The sequence below is a fragment of the Nonomuraea fastidiosa genome (assembly GCF_042751225.1).
GTDB classification, from domain to species: domain Bacteria; phylum Actinomycetota; class Actinomycetes; order Streptosporangiales; family Streptosporangiaceae; genus Nonomuraea; species Nonomuraea fastidiosa.
Map to the genome: position 1 here is coordinate 7,383,257 of NZ_CP170570.1, position 17,845 is coordinate 7,401,101.

Genomic DNA, 17,845 nt, shown 5'->3' on the forward strand with positions numbered 1-17,845 from the left:
TACCCATTATTCCTACCTGATGTAAGGGTAATTATCACGTGACGTGATGAACCGCGATTAGAAACCGTCGTTGGACAGCCGGGCGTGCGACACCGCAGGCTGGGACCAGACGTCGCCCGGCGGCGCCGACGACGGCGCCCCACACCCTCGGCCGCACCGTCGCGCCGCACCTCCATGCCGCTCACGCGCCGGCTCCGGCGTGCCCTCGCGCGCCCGCAGGGCGCGGCGGCACCGAAACGTCGAAAGGCAGACACTTGTCGATCCAGATCTTGGGGATGGTCTCGACCACCTACGGCTCGGAAAGCGCCGGATGGCGGGGTCCGGTCGTCGATCCCGGCTACCTCACCGACTTCGCCCGAGCCCACGAGCAGTCCGGCTTCGACCGCGTGCTCATCGCCCACAGCGCCAGCTCGCCCGAGGGCTTCGCCGCCGCCGCCCACGTGCTCTACAACACCGAACGCCTCGGCGTGCTCATCGCCCAGCGGCCCGGGTTCATCCAGCCCACGCTGACCGCGCGCAAGCTCGCCACCCTCGACAACCTCACCGGCGCGGGCCGGCGCGATCCACCACATCACCGGCGGCAGCGACACCGACCAGCGGCGCGACGGCGACTTCCACGGCAAGGAGGCCCGCTACCGCCGCACCGCCGAATTCATCGAGGTGCTGCGGCGCACGCTCACCTCCGGCGAGCCGTTCGACTACGAGGGCGAGTTCTACCGCTTCGAGGGCGCGTTCAGCTCCGTCAAACCGCACGGCGAGGTGCCGATCTTCTTCGGCGGCCAGTCCGACGACGCCATCCGCGTCGGCGGGCGCTGGGCCGACGTCTACGCCCTGTGGGGCGAGCCCCTGGCCCAGACCCGCGAGCGCATCGAGCTCATCCGCGCCGAAGCCGCCCGGCACGGCCGCGACATCGCCTTCTCCCTGTCCGTACGCCCGATCGTCGCCGACACCGAGGAGGCCGCCTGGGACAAGGCCGCCGCCATCCGCCGCGCGTTCGAAGAGAACCTCGCCGGTGGCAACGGCGGCGCCGCGGGCTGGCGCATCGGCCGCGGTGAGAACACCGCCGTCGGCGCCAAGCGGCTCAAGGACGAGGCCGACGAGAAGCTGATCCACGACGAGCGGCTCTGGTTCGGCGTCACCCAGCTCACCGACGGCGGCGGCAACTCCACCGCCCTGGTCGGCACCCCGCAGCAGGTCGCCGACGCGCTGCTGAAGTACTACGACCTCGGCATCCGCACGTTCCTCATCCGCGGCTTCGACCCGCTGCAGGACGTGCGCGACTGGGGCGAGGAGCTGGTGCCGCTGCTGCGCGCCGGGGCCGCCGCCCGCGAGCGGCGGCTCGCTCCCGCGGGGCGAGGGTGAGCTCCGTGCGCAACCCCGCACTCAAGGTCGCCGGCATCGCCGCCGCGGTGACGCTCCTGCTCACCGGCTGCGTCTCCCAGGCGTCGATACGCCAGGACGCCGGCGGGCAGTCCGGCGACACCCTCACCTGGGGCTGGTCGCTGCCGTCCACCTGGGACCCGGTCACCTCCGCCGTCGGCAACGACGTCCACGCCCTCACCCTCGTCTACGAGGGGATCACCGAGGTGGACGAGAACGGCGAGGCCAGACCGGGACTCGCCGAGTCGTGGACGTACGCGGGCGACGGCCGCTCGGTCACCTTCCACCTGCGCCCCGGCCTGACCTTCTCCGACGGCACCAATCTCGACGCCGCCGCCGTCAAGGCCAGCCTGGAGCGCGGCAAGACCGCCAAGGACTCCACGATCGCCCCGCAGCTCGCCACCATCGAGCGCATCACCGCCGACAGCGAGACCGACGTGACCCTCCACCTCAACCAGGTGGACTACCAGATCCCGCTGCTGCTGGCGGGCAAGACCGGGCAGGTCGTCAGCCCCGCGGCGGCGAAGGACCCGGCCAGGCTGGCCACCCGGCCGGTCGGCGCGGGACCGTTCATCCTCACCGGCTACGTGCCCGGCTCGCAGGCCACGCTGGTGAAGAACCCGGACTTCTGGAACGCCGACCAGATCCACATCGCCAACTTCGTGCTCAAACCGGCCCCCGACCCGTCGGTCGCGGTCGCCGGCCTGCAATCGGGGCAGTACGACGTCGCCGACCTCACCGCCGCCCAGGTCGCCGGCGTCAAGGCCGCGGGCTTCCCCGTGCTGACCACCGACGTGCTGCCGGTCCGCGTCCTCGACGTGAACAACACGGTCAAGCCGTTCGACAACCCCAAGGTCGTCGAGGCCATCAGCACCGCGATCGACCGGCGGGCACTCGTCGAGACCGCCAACTTCGGCTACGGCGAGCCCGCCTGGCAGCCGTTCCCCAAGGGCTACGTCGCCTACAACCCCGAGCTGGAGAACCTCTACCCGCACGACGTGGCCAAGGCCAGACGGCTGCTGGCCGAGGCCGGCTACCCCGACGGCGTGGACGTCCAGCTCGCGCTCAACAGGGCCGACGACCCCGTGGGCGAGCTGATCCAGCAGCAGCTCAACGCCGCCGGCATCCGCACGAAGCTCACCGTCATGACGCCGGGCGTCAACAACTACATCACCCGCAGGCACCCGTTCGTGCTCGACCAGTTCAACGCCCGCCAGTCGCCGGTGCAGGCGCTGCAGGTGCTGTTCGGCCCCGAGGGCCTGATGAACCTCGGTAAGACCACACCCAAGGAGCTGCCCGCCGCCGTCGCCAAGGCCGGCGGGTACGCCCTCGACGACCCCGCCTACCCGGCCGCCATCCAGAAGGCCACCAAGATCGCGGTGACGAACATGCCCAACGTCTTCCTGTTCACGGTGACCCGCTTCACCGCGCACAGCCCCAAGGTGCAGGGCCTGCGCAACTGGGTGGACATCCAGCGGTTCGAGGGCGTCCGGGTGACCACGTGACCGCTCTCGACCTGCGCGATCGCGCGGCCCCTCCGAGCGCGGCCCCGGCGTCCTCCCGGCCGGGGCCGGCCGCGCTGCTGCTCAGGGCGGCCGCCGCCCTGAGCAGGGGGCTGTTCATCGCGGTGCCCGTCATGCTCGTCTCCACCTTCATCACGTTCATGCTGGGCGGGCTCACCGAGCAGGATCCCGCCTCGGTCGTGCTCGGCGACTCCGCCACCCCCGCCGACGTGCAGCGCATGCGCGAGGCGTTCGGGCTCGACCGGCCGCTGCTGCTGCGCTACGTGACGTGGCTGTGGAACGCCCTGCACGGCGACCTCGGCGCCTCCTGGTTCACCAAGATCCCGGTGGCGCAGAGCATCGCCGAGCGGCTGCCCGTCAGCCTGTCGGTGGCCGCCGGGGCGCTGCTCATCGCCGTCGTGCTCGGCGGCGTCTTCGGCACGCTCGCCGCCGTACGCCAGGGCGGCCTGCTGGACCGCACGGTCACCGTCGTCACCTCCGTGCTGGCGACCGTCCCCGGCTTCGTCGCCGCGGTCGCGCTCATCACGGTGTTCGCGCTGATCGTGCCGGTGCTGCCGGCGGGCGGCTGGGCACCTCCGTCCGCCGGCCTCGGCACCTGGGCGAGCTTCCTGCTGCTGCCCAGCCTGGCGCTCAGCCTCGACGCCGCCGCCGACGTCGCCCGCCAGCTGCGCACCGGCCTGGCCGGCACCCTGCACGAGAACTACATCGTCGGCGCCCGCATGCGCGGACTGCCCGGCCGCCGGGTCGTGCTCGTCCACGCGCTGCGCAACGGCGCCGGACCCGCGGTCGCCGTGCTCGGCATGCACGTGCCCCGGCTCATCGGCGGGGCCGTCATCACCGAGACCGTGTTCGCGCTGCCCGGCATCGGCGAGCTGACCAAGTCCGCCGCGCTGAGCGGTGACGTGCCCGTCGTCCAAGGGGCGCTGCTCGTCACGATCGCGGTCGTGCTGGTCTCCTCCGCGATCGTCAACGTCCTGCTGGTCAAGCTCCGGCCGGCCGCCAGGAGGGAGCTATGAAGGCCATCACCGACGCCCTGCGCACCCGCGCGGGCGCCGTCGCGGCGATTGTGCTCGCGGCCGTGCTCGTCCTCGCCGTGACCGGGCCGTTCCTCGCGCCGTACGACGCGCTGAAGAACAGCGCCGACATCCTCCAGCCGCCCAGCGCCCAGCACTGGTTCGGCACCGACTACCTCGGCCGCGACGTGCTCAGCCGGGTGCTGGCCGGCGCGCCCGCCTCGGTGTTCACCGCCTTCGAGGCCGTCGCCATCGGGCTCGTCATCGGCGTCGTGCCCGGCATCACCTCGGTCTACCTCGGCCGCGCCTACGAGTGGATCACGCTGCGCATCATGGACGGGCTCATCGCGCTGCCCTTCCTGATCTTCGCGATCGCGGTCGCCGCGCTGCTCGGCAACGCCGTCCACCAGGCGATGGTCGCCGTCGGCATCCTCCTCGCGCCGTCGTTCTACCGCATCACCAGAGCCGCCGCGCTCAGCCACGCGGGCGCCCAGTACGTCACCGCCGCGCAGCTCTTCGGCGCCTCCACCTGGCGGGTGCTGCGCACCCACGTGTGGCCGAAGATCGTGCCGACGCTCGTCGTGACCACCGCGAACGCCACCGCCTCCGCACTGCTCATCGTCTCGTCGCTGACCTTCCTCGGCATCGGCGTCGTGCCGCCCGAGCCCACCTGGGGCGGCATCGTCGCCGGCGACCTCGGCTACCTGGCGCAGCGGCCGTACGGGCCGGTGTTCCCCTCGCTGTTCATCATGGCGACCGTCGGCGCGCTCAACCTGCTCGCCGACGCCATCAGGGACGCCGGCGGCGACCGGGGCCGGGCCAGGACACTCATGAGAGGAGCCCGCCGTGTCCGCCTCACCTGACTTCGCGACCGCCGTCCGCCCATCCGCCGGCGATGGGGCGGGCCGCGAGCCGCTGCTGTCGGTACGCGGCCTGCGCGTCAGCGTCGCCGACGGCACCGAGGTCGTGCACGGCGTGGACCTCGGCGTGCCGCGCGGCTCGGCCGCCGGGCTGGTCGGCGAGTCCGGCAGCGGCAAGACCCTGACCTGCCGCGCCGTGCTCGGCCTGCTGCCCGCCGGCGTCCAGGTCACCGGCGGGCAGATCGCCTTCGACGGCGCCGAGCTGACCGCGCTGCCCGACGCCGAGCGAGCGCGGCTGCGCGGCACCGGAATCGCCGCCGTCTTCCAGGACCCCGCCTCCTACCTCAACCCCTCGATCACCGTCGGCGAGCAGCTCGCCGAGGTGCTGCGCGTCAAGGTCGGGCTCGGCCGCCGCGCCGCCCGCGAACGCGCCGTCGAGCTGCTGCACGCCATGGGGCTGCGCCGCCCCGAGCACGTCTACACGCAGTACCCCTTCGAGCTGTCCGGTGGCATGCTGCAGCGCGTCCTGCTCGCCATGGCGATCAGCGCCGACCCCGAGCTGCTCATCGCCGACGAGGCCACCACCGCGCTCGACGTGACCGTGCAGGCCGAGGTGCTGGAGCTGCTGTCGGAGCTGCGCCGCGACCGCGGGCTCACGCTCATCGTCGTCTCCCACGACCTCGCCGTCGTCGCGCAGACCTGCGACACGGTCCACGTGTTCCGCGACGGCGCCGTGGTCGAGTCGGGCCCGACCCGGCGGGTGCTGCGCGCGCCGCGCCACCCGTACACGCGGCAGCTCATCGACGCCCACGAGCGCTTCGGCATCGACCGGGTGCGCGAACAGCGAAGGAGCCCCCGATGACCGCGCTGCTCGACGTACGCGGCCTGCGCGTCTCGCTCGGCCGCGGCCGCGCGCGCACCGAGATCCTGCACGGCGCCGATCTCACCGTGGCGCCCGGCGAGATCGTCGGGCTGATCGGCGAGACCGGCTCCGGCAAGACCACGCTCGCCAGGGCCGTGCTCGGCCTGGTGCCGCCGAGCGCCGGCACCGTCGCGATCGACGGGCGCGAGGTGAGCGGGCTGCGCGGCCGCGAGCTGCGCGCCTTCCGCCGCGGCGGCGCCGTCCAGTACGTCTTCCAGGACCCGCTGCGCAGCCTCGACCCCGACCGCACCGTGGCCGACACCCTGGTCGAGGGCCTCGCCGTACGCGGCGGGCGCGGCCGCGCCGAGCTCCGCGCGGCCGCCGAGGAGGCGGCGCGGCACGTCTCACTCCCGCCCGACCTGCTGCCCAGGTACCCGGGCGAGCTGTCGGGCGGCCAGCGGCAGCGGGTCGCGATCGGGCGCGCCATCGCGGTCGATCCCCGGCTGCTGATCTGCGACGAGCCGGTCAGCGCACTCGACGCCTCGACCCGCATCACCATCCTGGAGCTGCTGCTGCGGCTGCGCGAGACGCGCGGCCTCGGCGTGCTGCTGATCACCCACGACCTCGGCTCGCTGGGCGGCGTCGCGGACCGCGTCGTCGTGCTCTACCACGGGCAGGTGGTGGAGACCGGCACCACCGAGGAGATCCTCCTCGCCCCGCGCCACCCCTACACGCGGCTGCTGGTGACGTCCGTGCCGTCGATCACCGACGATCAGCCGCCCGACCCCGCCGCCCGCCGCGCGCTGCGCGAGCAGGTACGCGCCCTCGCCGACCTCCCTCGAACGTCTGGAGCATGAGCATGACGCACAGTGGCGACCACCACGCCCCCGAAGGGCTGCGTACCAGGGGCACGGTCATCGTCGTGCCCGGCCGTGGCGAGACCCGCGCCACCTACGCCCGCCTCGGCGCGCGGCTCGCCTACGACGCCTACCGGGTGCGGGTCATCGGCCCGCCCGCCGCCGGTCCCACCGCGGCGACCGTCCTGGACGATCTGGCCGCCCGGCTGACCGGGGCCGTCGAGGGCGTCGCCGCCGAGCGGCCGGAAGGGCTGCCGCGCCCGCTGGTGCTGGCCGGATCCGACCTGGGCGCCGCCGCCCTGTCCGCCCTCCTCGCCACCGCTTCCGGGACCTCGGCATGGTGGCCGGACGCGGTCGTGCTCGCGGGCCTGCCCGGCGCCGGGTCCCGGGCCGGCGGCGGCTGGGAGGACGAATTGGACGTCCGTACGCACTGTCCCACCCACCGCGGCGTGCTGACCGGCGACGCGTCCGTACGGCGCGGCGCGCTGGCCGACGCCCTGCCGCAGGACCTGCTGGACGCCGCCTACGCCGACGCCACCGGCATCCCCCACCTGCTGCTCGCCGGGCAGGCCGACCCGCTCGCCGACCACGACGCGCTCGCCCGGGCGGCCAAGGCGCTGCCGAGGGCGCGGCTGGTCAGCGTACGCGGCGCCCACCACGACGTGCTCAACGACCTGCAGCACCGCTCGGTCGCCGCGGAGATCGTCGCGTTCCTGGAAGCGCTGCGCGACGACCTGGTCCCCGCCGTCACCGTGGAGAGCAGCACCTGGTGACCCGCCGCGGGGGCGCCGCGCGATGATCAGCCTCACCGCGCCCGTCGCCCTAAGCTGTCGGTATGTCCCCCGCACTGGTCCTCCTCGACGGCGTGCGCTGGCACGGCGCCCGCGTGTCCGGCGACCGCGCCCACACGCTGCTCGCCGTGCTCGCCCTGCACGGCCGGGCGGGGGTCAGCGACGAACGGCTGGTCGAGGAGCTGTGGCCGGACGAGCCGCCGGCCAACCCCACCAAGGCGCTCCAGGTGGTCGTCTCGCGCACCAGGGCGGCGACCGCCGCCGACGTCATCGTCAGGACACCTCACGGCTACCGGCTCGGGCTGCCCGCATGCGAGGTGGACGTGCTGCTGCTCGGCGAGCTGGCCGAGCGGGCCCGCGACGCCCTCGCCGCGGGCGACACCGCGCTCGCGCACCGGCACGCGGGCGAGGCGCTGGCGATCACCGCCGCACTGCACGACACGAAAGGTCCTTCCGGCGCGCTCGCCGAGCTGCGCGCGACCGCCGCGACCTGGGCCGCCGAGGCCCGCAGGGTGGCGGCCATCGCGCACTCGCGCGACGGCGCGCACCCCACCGCACTGCCGCTGCTCGAACAGGCCGCCGCCGACCGGCCGCACGACGAGGAGCTGCTGGCCTGCCTGCTGCGCAGCGAGGCCGCCGTACGCGGCACGCCCGCCGCACTCGAACGCTACGAGCGCCACCGCGCCGCCGTGGCCGCCCGCCTGGGCACCGACCCCGGCCCCGAGCTGGCCCGCGTCCACGCCGAACTGCTGGCCGCCGACCGGCCGGTACGCCAGGGCATCCAGTACGACGGCTCCACCCTGCTCGGCCGCGACGACGACATCCGCGCCGTGCAGGCCCTGCTGCACACCCACCGCGTGGTCTCCATCGTCGGTCCCGGCGGGCTGGGCAAGACCCGGTTGGCGCACGCCGTCGGCAGGAACGCCCCGCAACCCGTCGCCCACTTCGTCGAGCTGGTCGGCGTCTCCTCACCGGAGGGTGTGGTGGGCGAGGTCGGCTCGGCGCTCGGCGTACGCGACTCGGTCAGCGGGCGCCGCATCCTGACCCCCGAGCAGCGCTCCAACGTACGCGCCAGGATCGCCCAGCAGCTCTCCCAGACGCCCGCGCTGCTCATCCTCGACAACTGCGAGCACGTCATCGAGGCCGTCGCCGACCTGGTGGCGTTCCTCACCGTGACCACCCGCGACCTGCGCGTGCTCATCACCTCCCGCGCGCCGCTGTCCATCCCCGCCGAGCGCGTCTATCAGCTCGGCGAGCTGTCCACGCGGGACGCGGTCGAGCTGTTCCGCCAGCGCGCCGTCGCCGCCCGGCCGGACGTGCTGCTCGACGACGACACGGTCGAGCGGGTCGTCGCCCGCCTCGACGGGCTGCCGCTGGCGATCGAGCTGGCCGCCGCCAAGGTGCGGGTGATGTCGGTGGCGGAGATCGCACGCCGCCTCGCCGACCGGTTCGCGCTGCTGCGCGGCGGCAACCGTACGGCGCCGGACCGGCATCGCACCCTGCACGCCGTCATCGACTGGTCGTGGAACCTGCTGGACGAGCCCGAACGCCGGGCGCTGCGCTGGATGTCGCTGTTCGGCGACGGCTTCACGCTCGCCGCCGCCGAGGCCGTGCTCGGTCCCGACGCCCTGCCCGCCGTGGACGCCCTGACCGAGCAGTCGATGCTGAGCGTCCGCGAGACCGCGTACGGCCTGCGCTACCGCATGCTGGAGACCGTCAGGGAGTTCGGGCGGATGCGGCTGAAGGAGGCGGGCGAGGAGGAGCCCGCCAAAAAGGCGCAGCGGGAGTGGGCGGCCTCCTACTCGCTCTTCCACGCCGCGCGCTTCTTCGGGCCGGAGGAGTTCGAGGCGACCGACGCGCTGCGCGCCGAGGAGGGCAACCTCGCCGACCTGCTGCGGCAGGCGCTCGCCGAGCCCGACCTGCCCACGCTGGTGCGGCTGCTGCCGGGGCTCGGCGGCATGTGGTCGATACGCGGCGACCACCAGCGCATCCTCGTGCACCGCGACGCGATCATCGCAGCGTTCACGGGCTGGAGACCGCCGCCCGACCTGGTCGAGGAGACCAGGGTGGCGATGCTGATCACGCTCCAGAACATCATGATCCTCACCGACCGGCACGGGCACGCGCTGCTCGACCTGCTCCGCTCGCTGCCCGTCAGCGAGGCGACTCATCCCAGGATCCTGGCGATGTGCCAGGTGCTGGACGCCTGGCACGGGCTCGACGCCCCCGGCATGCTGGCCCGGCTGTCGCAGCTGTCGCAAAGCCCCGACCGCGACGTGGCGATCGAGGCGGCCCGGCAACTCGCCCATGTCCTGGAGAACGCCGGTGACCTGGCCGGGGCCACCGCGGCCGCAGAACGCACCCTGGCGCTGCTGAACGAAGGCGACGAAGGGCAGTGGCAGAGCGCGATCATGCACGCCATGCTGGCCCAGCTCGTCATGCAGCTCGGCGACCGCAAGCGGGCCCTCGCGCACGCCCGGATCGCCGTACCGGTCCTGCAGCGCCTCGGCGCCTCCGACGACGAGGCGCAGCTCCGGGCCGTGCTGGTGACCTGCGCCATCGAAGACGGCGACCTCGAGCGCGCGGAGGCCGAGCTCGCCGCGATCGCCTACATCAACGACAACGAGCCGGTGATGGGCGGCGTGGCGACCGTCGCGCTGTGCTCCGCCGAGATCGCCCTGGCCAGAGGCGAGACGGACGCCGCGCTGGCCGCGTACCGGCGGGCCGTGCAGAGCGCGCGCGACCTGCAGCTGGCCGGCATGGGACCCGCTGAGGTCGCCCCATGGACGGTGGTGGCCGAGTCGGTGGCCCTGACCGCGCACGCCCGCCACGCGCGCGGGGACGGCGTCCGCTACGGCGAGCGGCTGTACGCCGACGTGATCGGTCACGACCTGCTCTTCGGCGACAACCCCATCCGCGACTACCCCATCTGCGGCTCGGCGCTCTTCGCCCTGGGCGCCTGGGGGCTGCTGCGCTCCGCCATGCCCGCGAAGACCGCGATCAGGATGCTGGTGCTGGCCGAGCGGTTCTCGTACATCGCCCTGCTGCCGAGCATGTCCATGGAGCGCATCGAGCCGCACGCGGAGCGGATCGCGCCGGGGACGCTCGCCGCGATACGCGCCGAGTACGGCACCCGCACCGGGCCCGACCTGCTGGACGAGGCACGCCTCCTCGTCCGGCAGGTGGCGGGCTCACAGGTGCCGCTTGTAGCTGCGCACCGACAGTGGCGCGAAGACCGCGATGACGATCAGGCCGGCGAGCACCGTCCAGGCCACCTCGCCGGAGACGACGGCGCTGTTGGCCAGGTCGCGGGCGGCCGTGACCAGGTGTGACACCGGGTTGACCGTCACGAACGCGGCCAGCCAGCCGGGCAGCGTCTCGACCGGGACGAACGCGTTCGACAGGAACGTCAGCGGAAACATGATCATCATGGAGATGCCCTGCACCGCCTGGGCGCTCCTGGCGATCGTGCCGACCCACGTGAAGATCCACGCCAGCGACCAGCCGGTGAAGATCGACAACACGATCGCGGCGAGCACGCCGCCCACGCCGCCGCCCGGCCGGTAGCCCATGAGCAGGCCCATGGAGAACGTCAGCGTGGCCGCGATCGTGTAGCGCAGCAGGTCGGCCACCATGGGACCGGCCAGCGGCGCGATCCTGGCGATCGGCAACGCCTTGAACCGGTCGAACACGCCCTTCTCCATGTCCTCGCGCAGCTGCGTACCGGTGGCCATGCAGGTCGTCAGCACGGTCTGGGCGAGGATGCCCGGAATCATCAGCGGCAGGTAGCTCTGCACGTCGCCCGCGATCGCGCCGCCGAAGATGTAGGCGAACATCGCGGTGAACAGGATCGGCTGCACCGCCACGTCGAAGAACTGCTCGGGGTTGCGGCGCATCTTCTTCAGCGCCCGCCACGCCATCGTCATCGTCTGGCGCACCGTCTCCGCCACGGTGACGCGCCGGCGGGTGGCGGCCACCCGGGCGGCGACGTCGATCCGCTCGCGGGCGGGTGCGATCGTGGTGGTGGTCATCGGCGGTCCTCCTTCGTCGTGTCGGCGTCCGTCTCGTGGCCGGTGAGCACCAGGAACACCTCGTCCAGGCTGGGCTTGGCCACGCTCACCGACGAGATCGACAGCCCGGCGGTGCGCAGCGCGATCAGCACCTCGGCCGCCATGTCGGCCTGCTCCAGCGCGACGTTCAGCCGGGCCTGCTCCGGGCTGAGCACCGGGTCGGAGCCCAGCACCCGCCGCACCACCTGGACCGCGTCCTGTACGTCGCCGGGGTCGGCCAGGTGCACCTGCAGGGTGGAGTCGCCGACCGCGGTCTTCAGCTCGTCCGGGGTGCCCTCGGCGACCTTGCGGCCGCGGTCGATGACCGCGATGCGGTCGGAGAGCTGGTCGGCCTCGTCCAGGTACTGGGTGGTCAGCAGCACCGTGCAGCCGTCGGCCACCAGCTCGCGGATGGTGTCCCACATCTGGCCGCGCGTACGCGGATCGAGCCCGGTGGTCGGCTCGTCCAGGAAGATCAGCGGCGGCCTGGTGATCAGGCTCGCCGCCAGGTCGAGGCGGCGCCGCATACCGCCGGAGAACTGCGCGATCGGCTTGTCCGCCGCGTCCTCCAGGCCGAACCTGCCCAGCAGGTCGTCGCCGACACGCCGGGCGCGCGGGCTCGGCAGGCCCTGGAGGCGGCCGAACAGCCACAGGTTCTCGCGGGCGGTCAGGTTCTCGTCGACGGAGGCGTACTGTCCGGTGACGCCGACGAGCTGGCGGATGACGTGCGGCTCGCGGGAGACGTCCACGCCGAAGATCTCGGCGCGGCCCTCGTCGATCGCCAGCAGCGTCGCCAGCATCCGCAGCGTGGTGGTCTTGCCCGCGCCGTTCGGGCCGAGAACGCCGAAGATCTCGCCGGTGCGTATGTCGAGGTCGATGCCGTCCACCGCGCGGTGGGTGCCGAACGCCTTCGCCAGCCCCTCCGCGCGGACGGCCACGACTGGGGGAGCGTCCAGATTCGTGATGCTCATGCACGCAACTGTCGGCGGCCCGGGTTTCACGCCGCCCTCGGCCGGGTTTCACGAGACCGCGGCCGTGTGAAACCAGGGGGCGCGGTTTTGTCGGTGGCGTCTGGCAGGGTGAGTCACGCTTGCCCCCGCTCGACCATGGAGGAAGACATGTCGTTCCAGGCGTACCTCGACAACATCGAGGAGAAGACCGGCCTGACGCCGCGGCAGTTCATCGCGCTTGCCAAGGAGCGGGGTTACGACGACCCGTCCGTGAAGGCGGGAGCGATCATCGACTGGCTCAAGGAGGACTACGGGCTGGGGCGAGGGCATGCGATGGCGCTCGTCCACGTGATCAAGAAGGGCCCGAAGATCGACGCCAAGCATGTGGGCGGCACGGGCTCGCACCGCGACGAGTCCGACACGCTGTGGCTCGACGGCAAAGCCACCCGCCCCACCGCCTGACCCTGACCGCCCGCCGGGCGCGCCGGCTCTCCGGTGGGCGGCACTCGCCGCCCTCGTTACCGCCGTCTCGGGCGGGCAGCGGGTGGTGGGGGTGGCGGTCGGCCAGGACCAGTACGAGCACCCTGATGCGGCCGGGCGGCGCGCTGCGGCGATACTGCTCGACGTGACACGACGCGACGACCACCCCGGCACGCCCGAACACCCGGCCGCCGCCTCGCCTCCGGCTCCGTCCGCGGCTTCGGCTCCGGGCGTGTCCGCGCCCCCGTCCGCGGCCTCGCCCTCGGCTGCGGGCGCGCCCGTGGGCCGGTCTGCGACTTCGGCCTCTCCCGCGTCCGGGGCTCCCTCCTCGTCTTCTGGCGCTTCCGGGGGGCCGTCCGCAGCCGCGGCTGCGGATCCGAGCGGGCGGGCACGGGCGCGAGAGCTGGGCGTCGTCGTCGGAAGGCTGCCCACCGGGCCGCTCAACGCGATCACCGACGTCGAAGGCGTCCTGGTCGGCCACACCACGATCGACGACGGCGCCGACCTCCACACCGGGGTCACCGCGATCGTGCCGGAGCAGCTGTTCAGCACCTGGCGGCTGCCCGCTGCCGTGCACGTCGGCAACGGCTACGGCAAGCTCATCGGCTCCACCCAGATCGACGAGCTCGGCGTCCTGGAGTCGCCCATCGTGCTGACCGGCACGCTGTCGGTCTACCGGGCGGCCGACGCGCTGCTGTCGTACGTGATGCGGCGCCGCCCCGACGGCCTGTCGTTCAACTGCGTGGCGGGGGAGACCAACGACGGTTACCTGTCCGACATCCGGCGGCGGCTGATCACCGAGCGGCACGTGCTCGACGCGCTCGAAGGCGCGAGCGGCGGCCAGCCCGGCGAGGGATGCGTGGGCGCGGGCACCGGGACGACCGCGCTCGGCTTCAAGGCCGGTATCGGCACCTCGTCACGGCGGCTGGAGGTCGAGGGCGGCGTCCCGGTCACGACGGGAGCGCTCGTCCAGGCGAACTTCGGCGGCGTACTGACCGTCCAGGGCGTCCCGATGCCGGCCGCCGAGCTGATCCCAGGAGCCGACGGCGCCGAGCCGCCGGGCAACTCCTGCATGATCGTGGTCGCCACCGACGCCCCGCTCGACGCCCGCCGGCTCGGCCGCCTGGCTCGCCGGGCGATCTTCGCGATGGGGCGGGTGGGGGCGTCGTACTCGCACGGCAGCGGCGACTACGCGATCGCCTTCAGCACCGCGCCGCCCCAAGTCCCGCTCCTGCCCGACGAGGCGCTCACCCCGGTGTTCGCCGCCGTCATGGACGCCGTCGAGGAAGCCCTGCTCAACGCCCTGTTCAAGGCCACGACCACCACGGGATACCAGGGCCACGTCAGCCACGCCGTCCCCTACGACCGCCTCTTGCATCGCCTCCATCGTCAGCGCCCCTGATCGGGCCGTGGGCTTCCCGCGTGCTCTCTCGCCCGGCTCCGGTGCCGTCCCCATCGCGAGCGCCCCTGAGCGAGCCCCCGGGCGTCTCCTGTACCGCCGCGCCTCGCGTGCGACGCTGATCAGCCCTCCCCGTCCGGCCGCTCCTTAGCGCGCGGGAACGGCCGTGACCGCGGGTGGACGTCGCCATCGACGGCCACACCCTGAGCGTGTCAGGCGCGCGTCGCCGGCCGGGAGGACAGGACGAGGAGGAGGGCGCCTGCGGTCAGCGCGATGCCGAACCAGACGACGCTGGTCACCCCCAGCCCGTCCGCGAACAGCCCGCCGACGAGCGCCCCCAGCGCGATGGAGGTGTTGTACGCCATCGTGTTGAGCGACATCGCGGCCTCGAACGTCTCAGGAGCGGCCGCCTGCGTCATCGTGACCTGGCTGAGCTGCACGATGCCGAAGGTGACACCCCACAGGATCAGCGTGACCACCGCACCCGCCTGCGTCTGCCCGAGGGTGAGCAGCAACAGCAGGGACGCCACGAGCCCGGCCGACCCGCCGATGAAGCCGCGCCGCGCGTTCCTGGCCACGATGGGCCCGGCGACGAGGTTGCCCACCGCGCCGCCGACGCCGTACGCCATGAGCAGGATCGTCACGAACAGCGGCGTGGCGGCGGCGTGCTCCTCCAGGTAGGGCCGGACGAAGGTGTACGCGCCGAAGTGCCCCAGCACGAACAGCACGACGGCCGTCAGCACCAGCCGCAGCGGCCCGTTCCGCAGCGGAAGACGGAACACCTCGCGCGCCGAGACCGCGTTGTCCGACGGCAGCGACGGAATGAGGACGGCGACCGCGACGAGCACCAGCGCGCTGAGCCCGCCCCAGATGAGGAACGTGGTCCGCCAGTCCGTCAGGCTCTCCAGCGTGGTGCCCAAGGGGATGCCGGCCACCGCGCCGATGGAGATGCCCGACATCACCACGGCGGCGGCCCGGCTCGCGTGCCGTTCCGGCACCAGCCGCATCGCCATGGCCACGCCGATCCCCCAGAACGTGCCGCTGGCGAACCCCATCACCAGCCGCGTGGTCAGCACCAGCGGGAAGTTCGCCGACACGGACGTGATCACGTTCCCCAGCGTCAGCACCACGAGCAGCGCGGCCAGCAGCGTCCGCCGGTTGACGCGCCTGGTCCACGCCACGATGAACGGCACGCCCAACCCCGCGGAAACCCCCATCAACGTCACCATCAGTCCCGCAGTGCCCACGGAGATGCCGAGGCCGGCGCTGATGGGGGTGAGCAGGCCGACCGGCATCAGCTCGGTGGTGAGGAAGACGAACAGGCTGGCGGTGATCGCCGCGACACCGAGCCACGGCCTGACCTGGGATGGCCGCTCTTGCCGAGCGGCACGACTCGCTTGGTTCACAGTCATGCGTTCCAGCGTGGTGGAACACCGATCAATGAGTCCAACACATACTTTTCATCGTGATCGATCGTGATTCATGATAGATGGGTGGAACTTCAGCAGTTGAGGTACGTCGTCGCGGTCGCCGAGACCATGAACTTCACCCGCGCCGCCGAGCGCTGCCGTGTCGTACAGTCGGCGCTCAGCCACCAGATCGCCGCCCTCGAACGCGAGCTGGGCGCCCGTCTGTTCGAGCGGACCAGCCGCAGGGTCCGGCTGACGGCCGCGGGCGAGGCCTTCCTTCCGGCCGCCCGCGAATGCCTGGAGGCCGCCGACCGCGCGCGGGCCGAGGTGGCGGCGGCCGGCGGCGAGATCCTCGGCCGGCTGGCCGTCGGCGCCATCCCCACGGTGACCGCGCTCGACCTGCCGGTGGAGCTGCGCGAGTTCCGCCGCCGCCATCCCCGCGTCCGCATCACGCTCACCTCGGCGGGCAGCGACCCGCTCATCGAACGGGTCCGGCAGGGCGCCATGGACGTCGCGTTCCTCGGCCTGCCGCCCCGCACCGAGCCGAAGGGGGTGCGCAGCCGCCGGCTGGGCGGCGGCGAACTGGTCGCCGTGGTGGCCCCCGACCATCCCCGTACGGAGCGGGAGGCGGATCTGCGGAGCCTGGCGGACGAGCCGTTCATCGACTTCCGCGCCGGCGCGGCCGGACGGGTGCAGTCTGACGAGGCGTTCGCGGCGGCCGGGGTGCGGCGCGAGGTGCCGTTCGAGGTGTCGTCCGCGGACTTCATGGTCGATCTGGTACGCCAGGGGCTCGGCGTGGGCATGCTGCCCGCCGCGTACGCCCCCCGCTTCCCCGACCTGCGCGTCATCCGCCTGCGCGACGCCCCCACCCGCGTTGAGCACCTCATCTGGCACGACCCGCCGTCCCCGGCCGCCAAGGCGTTCCTGGACCAGATCGGCGGCGATCGGCGGGAGGAGGGACCCGCGGCCGTGTGAGATCATCACGGCCATGAGTCCCGACAAGAGCCCTGACGGCGGCAGGACCGGCATCGGCGACATGGTGGCGGAGCTGATCGGCTTCTGGACGTTCGGCCCCGAGCCCCACGCCTCCGAGCACAACGTCCGCTACCACCCCGTCAAGCTCGTCATCTGGACGATTGTGGCGATCGGCGTCTCGGCCGCCGTCTCCGCGGTGCGGCTCGCGCTCTTCGGCGAGCCGAGGGCGGGCTGGGCGGTGGCGCTGTTCCCGCTGGTGCCGCCGCTCACCGGAGCGCTGGCGCACCGGCCGCCCCGCTACGTGCCCGCCCTGGTGGCGGGGATCGCGGCCGGCCTGGTCACGGCCCTGATGATCGGGATCGACCTCGGCACGTCCCTCAGCTCGTTCTGGACGGGCTTCGCCGGCATGAGCGCCGGGTTCCTGGCCTGCTCGGTGGTCTTCGCGGCCGTCACGTGGCCGCGCCCCACCCCGCTGGAGGACGCCGAGGACTTCAGCGGCTGAAGCGCCGGTCGGGCGGTGCTCCACCGCGCCGGTCAGACGGCGATCGCCCCTGACGCCGCCGCGAGCGCGGCGCGGGCGCCGGTGATGGGTGCGCCGTGACCGACGCAGGCCAGGTCGGCGTCCACGTCCGCGAGCCGGAGGAACGATCGCAGCGCCGCCGCGCGGTCCCGGTGAAAGACGCCGGGCGTGACCTGCCCGTTCACGTGCGCGACCGTGTCGCCGGTGAACAGCACACCGAAGCGCGGCAGGTACAGCGCGATGCTGCCGTCGGTGTGGCCGGGCTGGTGGAGGACGTGCGCGCCGCCGCCGAAGTCGATGACGTCCCCGTCCTTCAGCTCCTGGTCCACCCGGCACGGCGGTGCGGCGGGCAGCAGGTGCGCGCCGAGGTCGCGGTGCAGATCCCGCTCCTCGTCGGTGAGGTCCAGCGGGGGCACGGGGACGTCGCCGCGGATCACCGGCGCGTCCTGCCAGTGAGCCATGACGCTGACCTCGCCCCACCCGCTGATCTCGGCTGCCCCACCACTGTGGTCTTCGTGGTGATGGGTGAGCACCACGCGCCTGACGTCGCCTTTGCGCATGCCCAGCTCCTCGATCGCGGCGGCGATCTCCGCCGCCGAGGTGGCGATGCCGGTGTCCACGACAGTGAGCTCGCCCCCGTCGTTCCACAGGTACGCCTGGCCGAACTCCAGCAGCAGCAGGTGCAGCTCAGGACGCACCTCGATGATCTTCACGTGCCACTCCTTCCTGATCGCGCAGACCAGCAAAGCGGGCGGCCGTGTCCGCCGTCCAACAACG

15 protein-coding genes and 2 pseudogenes are annotated in these 17,845 nt (G+C 73.0%); 13 read left to right on the forward strand and 4 right to left on the reverse strand.

All coding sequences use genetic code 11. The annotated features are described in order from the left end of the window. Positions 1-275 precede the first annotated feature (275 nt). The 9 genes and pseudogenes from ACFMQL_RS33825 to ACFMQL_RS33865 form a co-directional block, all read left to right on the forward strand. Positions 276-488 (forward strand): annotated as a pseudogene (locus ACFMQL_RS33825) (LLM class flavin-dependent oxidoreductase); the annotation flags it as partial. Positions 489-570: 82 nt separating this feature from the next. Continuing rightward, the gene (locus tag ACFMQL_RS33830; protein WP_378790235.1) at positions 571-1,362 is read left to right on the forward strand and encodes an LLM class flavin-dependent oxidoreductase; all 792 of its coding nucleotides are present in this window, start codon (positions 571-573) and stop codon (positions 1,360-1,362) included. 5 nt (positions 1,363-1,367) lie between these two features. Next, positions 1,368-2,885 carry an ABC transporter substrate-binding protein gene (locus ACFMQL_RS33835; protein WP_364051524.1) on the forward strand — a complete coding sequence of 506 codons (1,518 nt, stop codon included), beginning with the start codon at positions 1,368-1,370 and terminating at the stop codon, positions 2,883-2,885. Further along, on the forward strand, positions 2,882-3,919 hold the full coding sequence (locus ACFMQL_RS33840; protein WP_364051521.1) for an ABC transporter permease: 1,038 nt from the start codon (positions 2,882-2,884) through the stop codon (positions 3,917-3,919). The genes ACFMQL_RS33835 and ACFMQL_RS33840 overlap by 4 nt, the downstream gene beginning before the upstream one ends. Continuing rightward, positions 3,916-4,779: an ABC transporter permease gene (locus ACFMQL_RS33845; protein ID WP_364051518.1), complete on the forward strand. Its 864-nt coding sequence runs from the start codon at positions 3,916-3,918 to the stop codon at positions 4,777-4,779. Before ACFMQL_RS33840 ends, ACFMQL_RS33845 begins: the two co-directional genes overlap by 4 nt. Continuing rightward, positions 4,763-5,638 (forward strand): ABC transporter ATP-binding protein, encoded by an 876-nt coding sequence (locus ACFMQL_RS33850; RefSeq protein ID WP_364051515.1) that lies wholly within the window; start codon positions 4,763-4,765, stop codon positions 5,636-5,638. The genes ACFMQL_RS33845 and ACFMQL_RS33850 overlap by 17 nt, the downstream gene beginning before the upstream one ends. After that, positions 5,635-6,495, forward strand: a complete 861-nt coding sequence (locus ACFMQL_RS33855) for an ABC transporter ATP-binding protein (protein WP_364051512.1) — start codon at positions 5,635-5,637, stop codon at positions 6,493-6,495. The genes ACFMQL_RS33850 and ACFMQL_RS33855 overlap by 4 nt, the downstream gene beginning before the upstream one ends. Beyond that, positions 6,492-7,268, forward strand: coding sequence for an alpha/beta hydrolase (locus ACFMQL_RS33860; protein WP_364051509.1), 777 nt, complete (start codon positions 6,492-6,494; stop codon positions 7,266-7,268). The genes ACFMQL_RS33855 and ACFMQL_RS33860 overlap by 4 nt, the downstream gene beginning before the upstream one ends. A 62-nt stretch (positions 7,269-7,330) precedes the next feature. Further along, positions 7,331-8,800 (forward strand): annotated as a pseudogene (locus tag ACFMQL_RS33865) (BTAD domain-containing putative transcriptional regulator); the annotation flags it as partial. A gap of 1,677 nt (positions 8,801-10,477) precedes the next feature. On the opposite strand, the gene ACFMQL_RS33870 reads toward ACFMQL_RS33865, so the two are convergent. Together ACFMQL_RS33870 and ACFMQL_RS33875 are read right to left on the reverse strand one after the other, a co-directional pair. Further along, positions 10,478-11,317 carry an ABC transporter permease gene (locus ACFMQL_RS33870; protein WP_364051506.1) on the reverse strand — a complete coding sequence of 280 codons (840 nt, stop codon included), beginning with the start codon at positions 11,315-11,317 and terminating at the stop codon, positions 10,478-10,480. Then, positions 11,314-12,306 (reverse strand): ATP-binding cassette domain-containing protein, encoded by a 993-nt coding sequence (locus ACFMQL_RS33875; RefSeq protein ID WP_364051503.1) that lies wholly within the window; start codon positions 12,304-12,306, stop codon positions 11,314-11,316. Before ACFMQL_RS33875 ends, ACFMQL_RS33870 begins: the two co-directional genes overlap by 4 nt. Before the next feature lie 147 nt (positions 12,307-12,453). Here ACFMQL_RS33875 and ACFMQL_RS33880 point away from each other — a divergent pair, with 147 nt between their 5' ends. Both ACFMQL_RS33880 and ACFMQL_RS33885 read left to right on the forward strand, forming a co-directional pair. Continuing rightward, on the forward strand, positions 12,454-12,747 hold the full coding sequence (locus tag ACFMQL_RS33880) for a DUF4287 domain-containing protein (RefSeq protein WP_378788834.1): 294 nt from the start codon (positions 12,454-12,456) through the stop codon (positions 12,745-12,747). 163 nt (positions 12,748-12,910) lie between these two features. Continuing rightward, a complete protein-coding gene (locus ACFMQL_RS33885; protein ID WP_378788836.1) occupies positions 12,911-14,167 on the forward strand; it encodes a P1 family peptidase in 1,257 nt (418 codons plus the stop codon). Between the two features lie 209 nt (positions 14,168-14,376). Here the strand turns inward: ACFMQL_RS33885 and ACFMQL_RS33890 are convergent, their stop codons facing one another. Further along, positions 14,377-15,576: an MFS transporter gene (locus tag ACFMQL_RS33890; protein WP_364051494.1), complete on the reverse strand. Its 1,200-nt coding sequence runs from the start codon at positions 15,574-15,576 to the stop codon at positions 14,377-14,379. An 81-nt stretch (positions 15,577-15,657) separates the two neighbouring features. On the opposite strand from ACFMQL_RS33890, the gene ACFMQL_RS33895 reads away from it, so the two are divergent. Beyond that, positions 15,658-16,548 (forward strand): LysR family transcriptional regulator, encoded by an 891-nt coding sequence (locus ACFMQL_RS33895; RefSeq protein WP_364051491.1) that lies wholly within the window; start codon positions 15,658-15,660, stop codon positions 16,546-16,548. Positions 16,549-16,561: 13 nt separating this feature from the next. Further along, positions 16,562-17,050 (forward strand): hypothetical protein, encoded by a 489-nt coding sequence (locus ACFMQL_RS33900; RefSeq protein ID WP_364051488.1) that lies wholly within the window; start codon positions 16,562-16,564, stop codon positions 17,048-17,050. A 32-nt stretch (positions 17,051-17,082) separates the two neighbouring features. On the opposite strand, the gene ACFMQL_RS33905 is transcribed toward ACFMQL_RS33900, so the two are convergent. Then, a complete protein-coding gene (locus ACFMQL_RS33905; RefSeq protein WP_378788839.1) occupies positions 17,083-17,781 on the reverse strand; it encodes an MBL fold metallo-hydrolase in 699 nt (232 codons plus the stop codon). Positions 17,782-17,845: the final 64 nt, after the last annotated feature.

Bases quoted from the DNA above. Each gene is read 5' to 3' on its own strand.
- ACFMQL_RS33860 (WP_364051509.1), top strand. From the start codon at position 6,492: ATGAGCATGACGCACAGTGGCGACCACCACGCCCCCGAAGGGCTGCGT.
- ACFMQL_RS33900 (WP_364051488.1), top strand. From the start codon at position 16,562: ATGAGTCCCGACAAGAGCCCTGACGGCGGCAGGACCGGCATCGGCGAC.
- ACFMQL_RS33875 (WP_364051503.1), bottom strand. From the start codon at position 12,306: ATGAGCATCACGAATCTGGACGCTCCCCCAGTCGTGGCCGTCCGCGCG.
- ACFMQL_RS33845 (WP_364051518.1), top strand. From the start codon at position 3,916: ATGAAGGCCATCACCGACGCCCTGCGCACCCGCGCGGGCGCCGTCGCG.
- ACFMQL_RS33855 (WP_364051512.1), top strand. From the start codon at position 5,635: ATGACCGCGCTGCTCGACGTACGCGGCCTGCGCGTCTCGCTCGGCCGC.
- ACFMQL_RS33880 (WP_378788834.1), top strand. From the start codon at position 12,454: ATGTCGTTCCAGGCGTACCTCGACAACATCGAGGAGAAGACCGGCCTG.
- ACFMQL_RS33890 (WP_364051494.1), bottom strand. From the start codon at position 15,576: ATGACTGTGAACCAAGCGAGTCGTGCCGCTCGGCAAGAGCGGCCATCC.
- ACFMQL_RS33870 (WP_364051506.1), bottom strand. From the start codon at position 11,317: ATGACCACCACCACGATCGCACCCGCCCGCGAGCGGATCGACGTCGCC.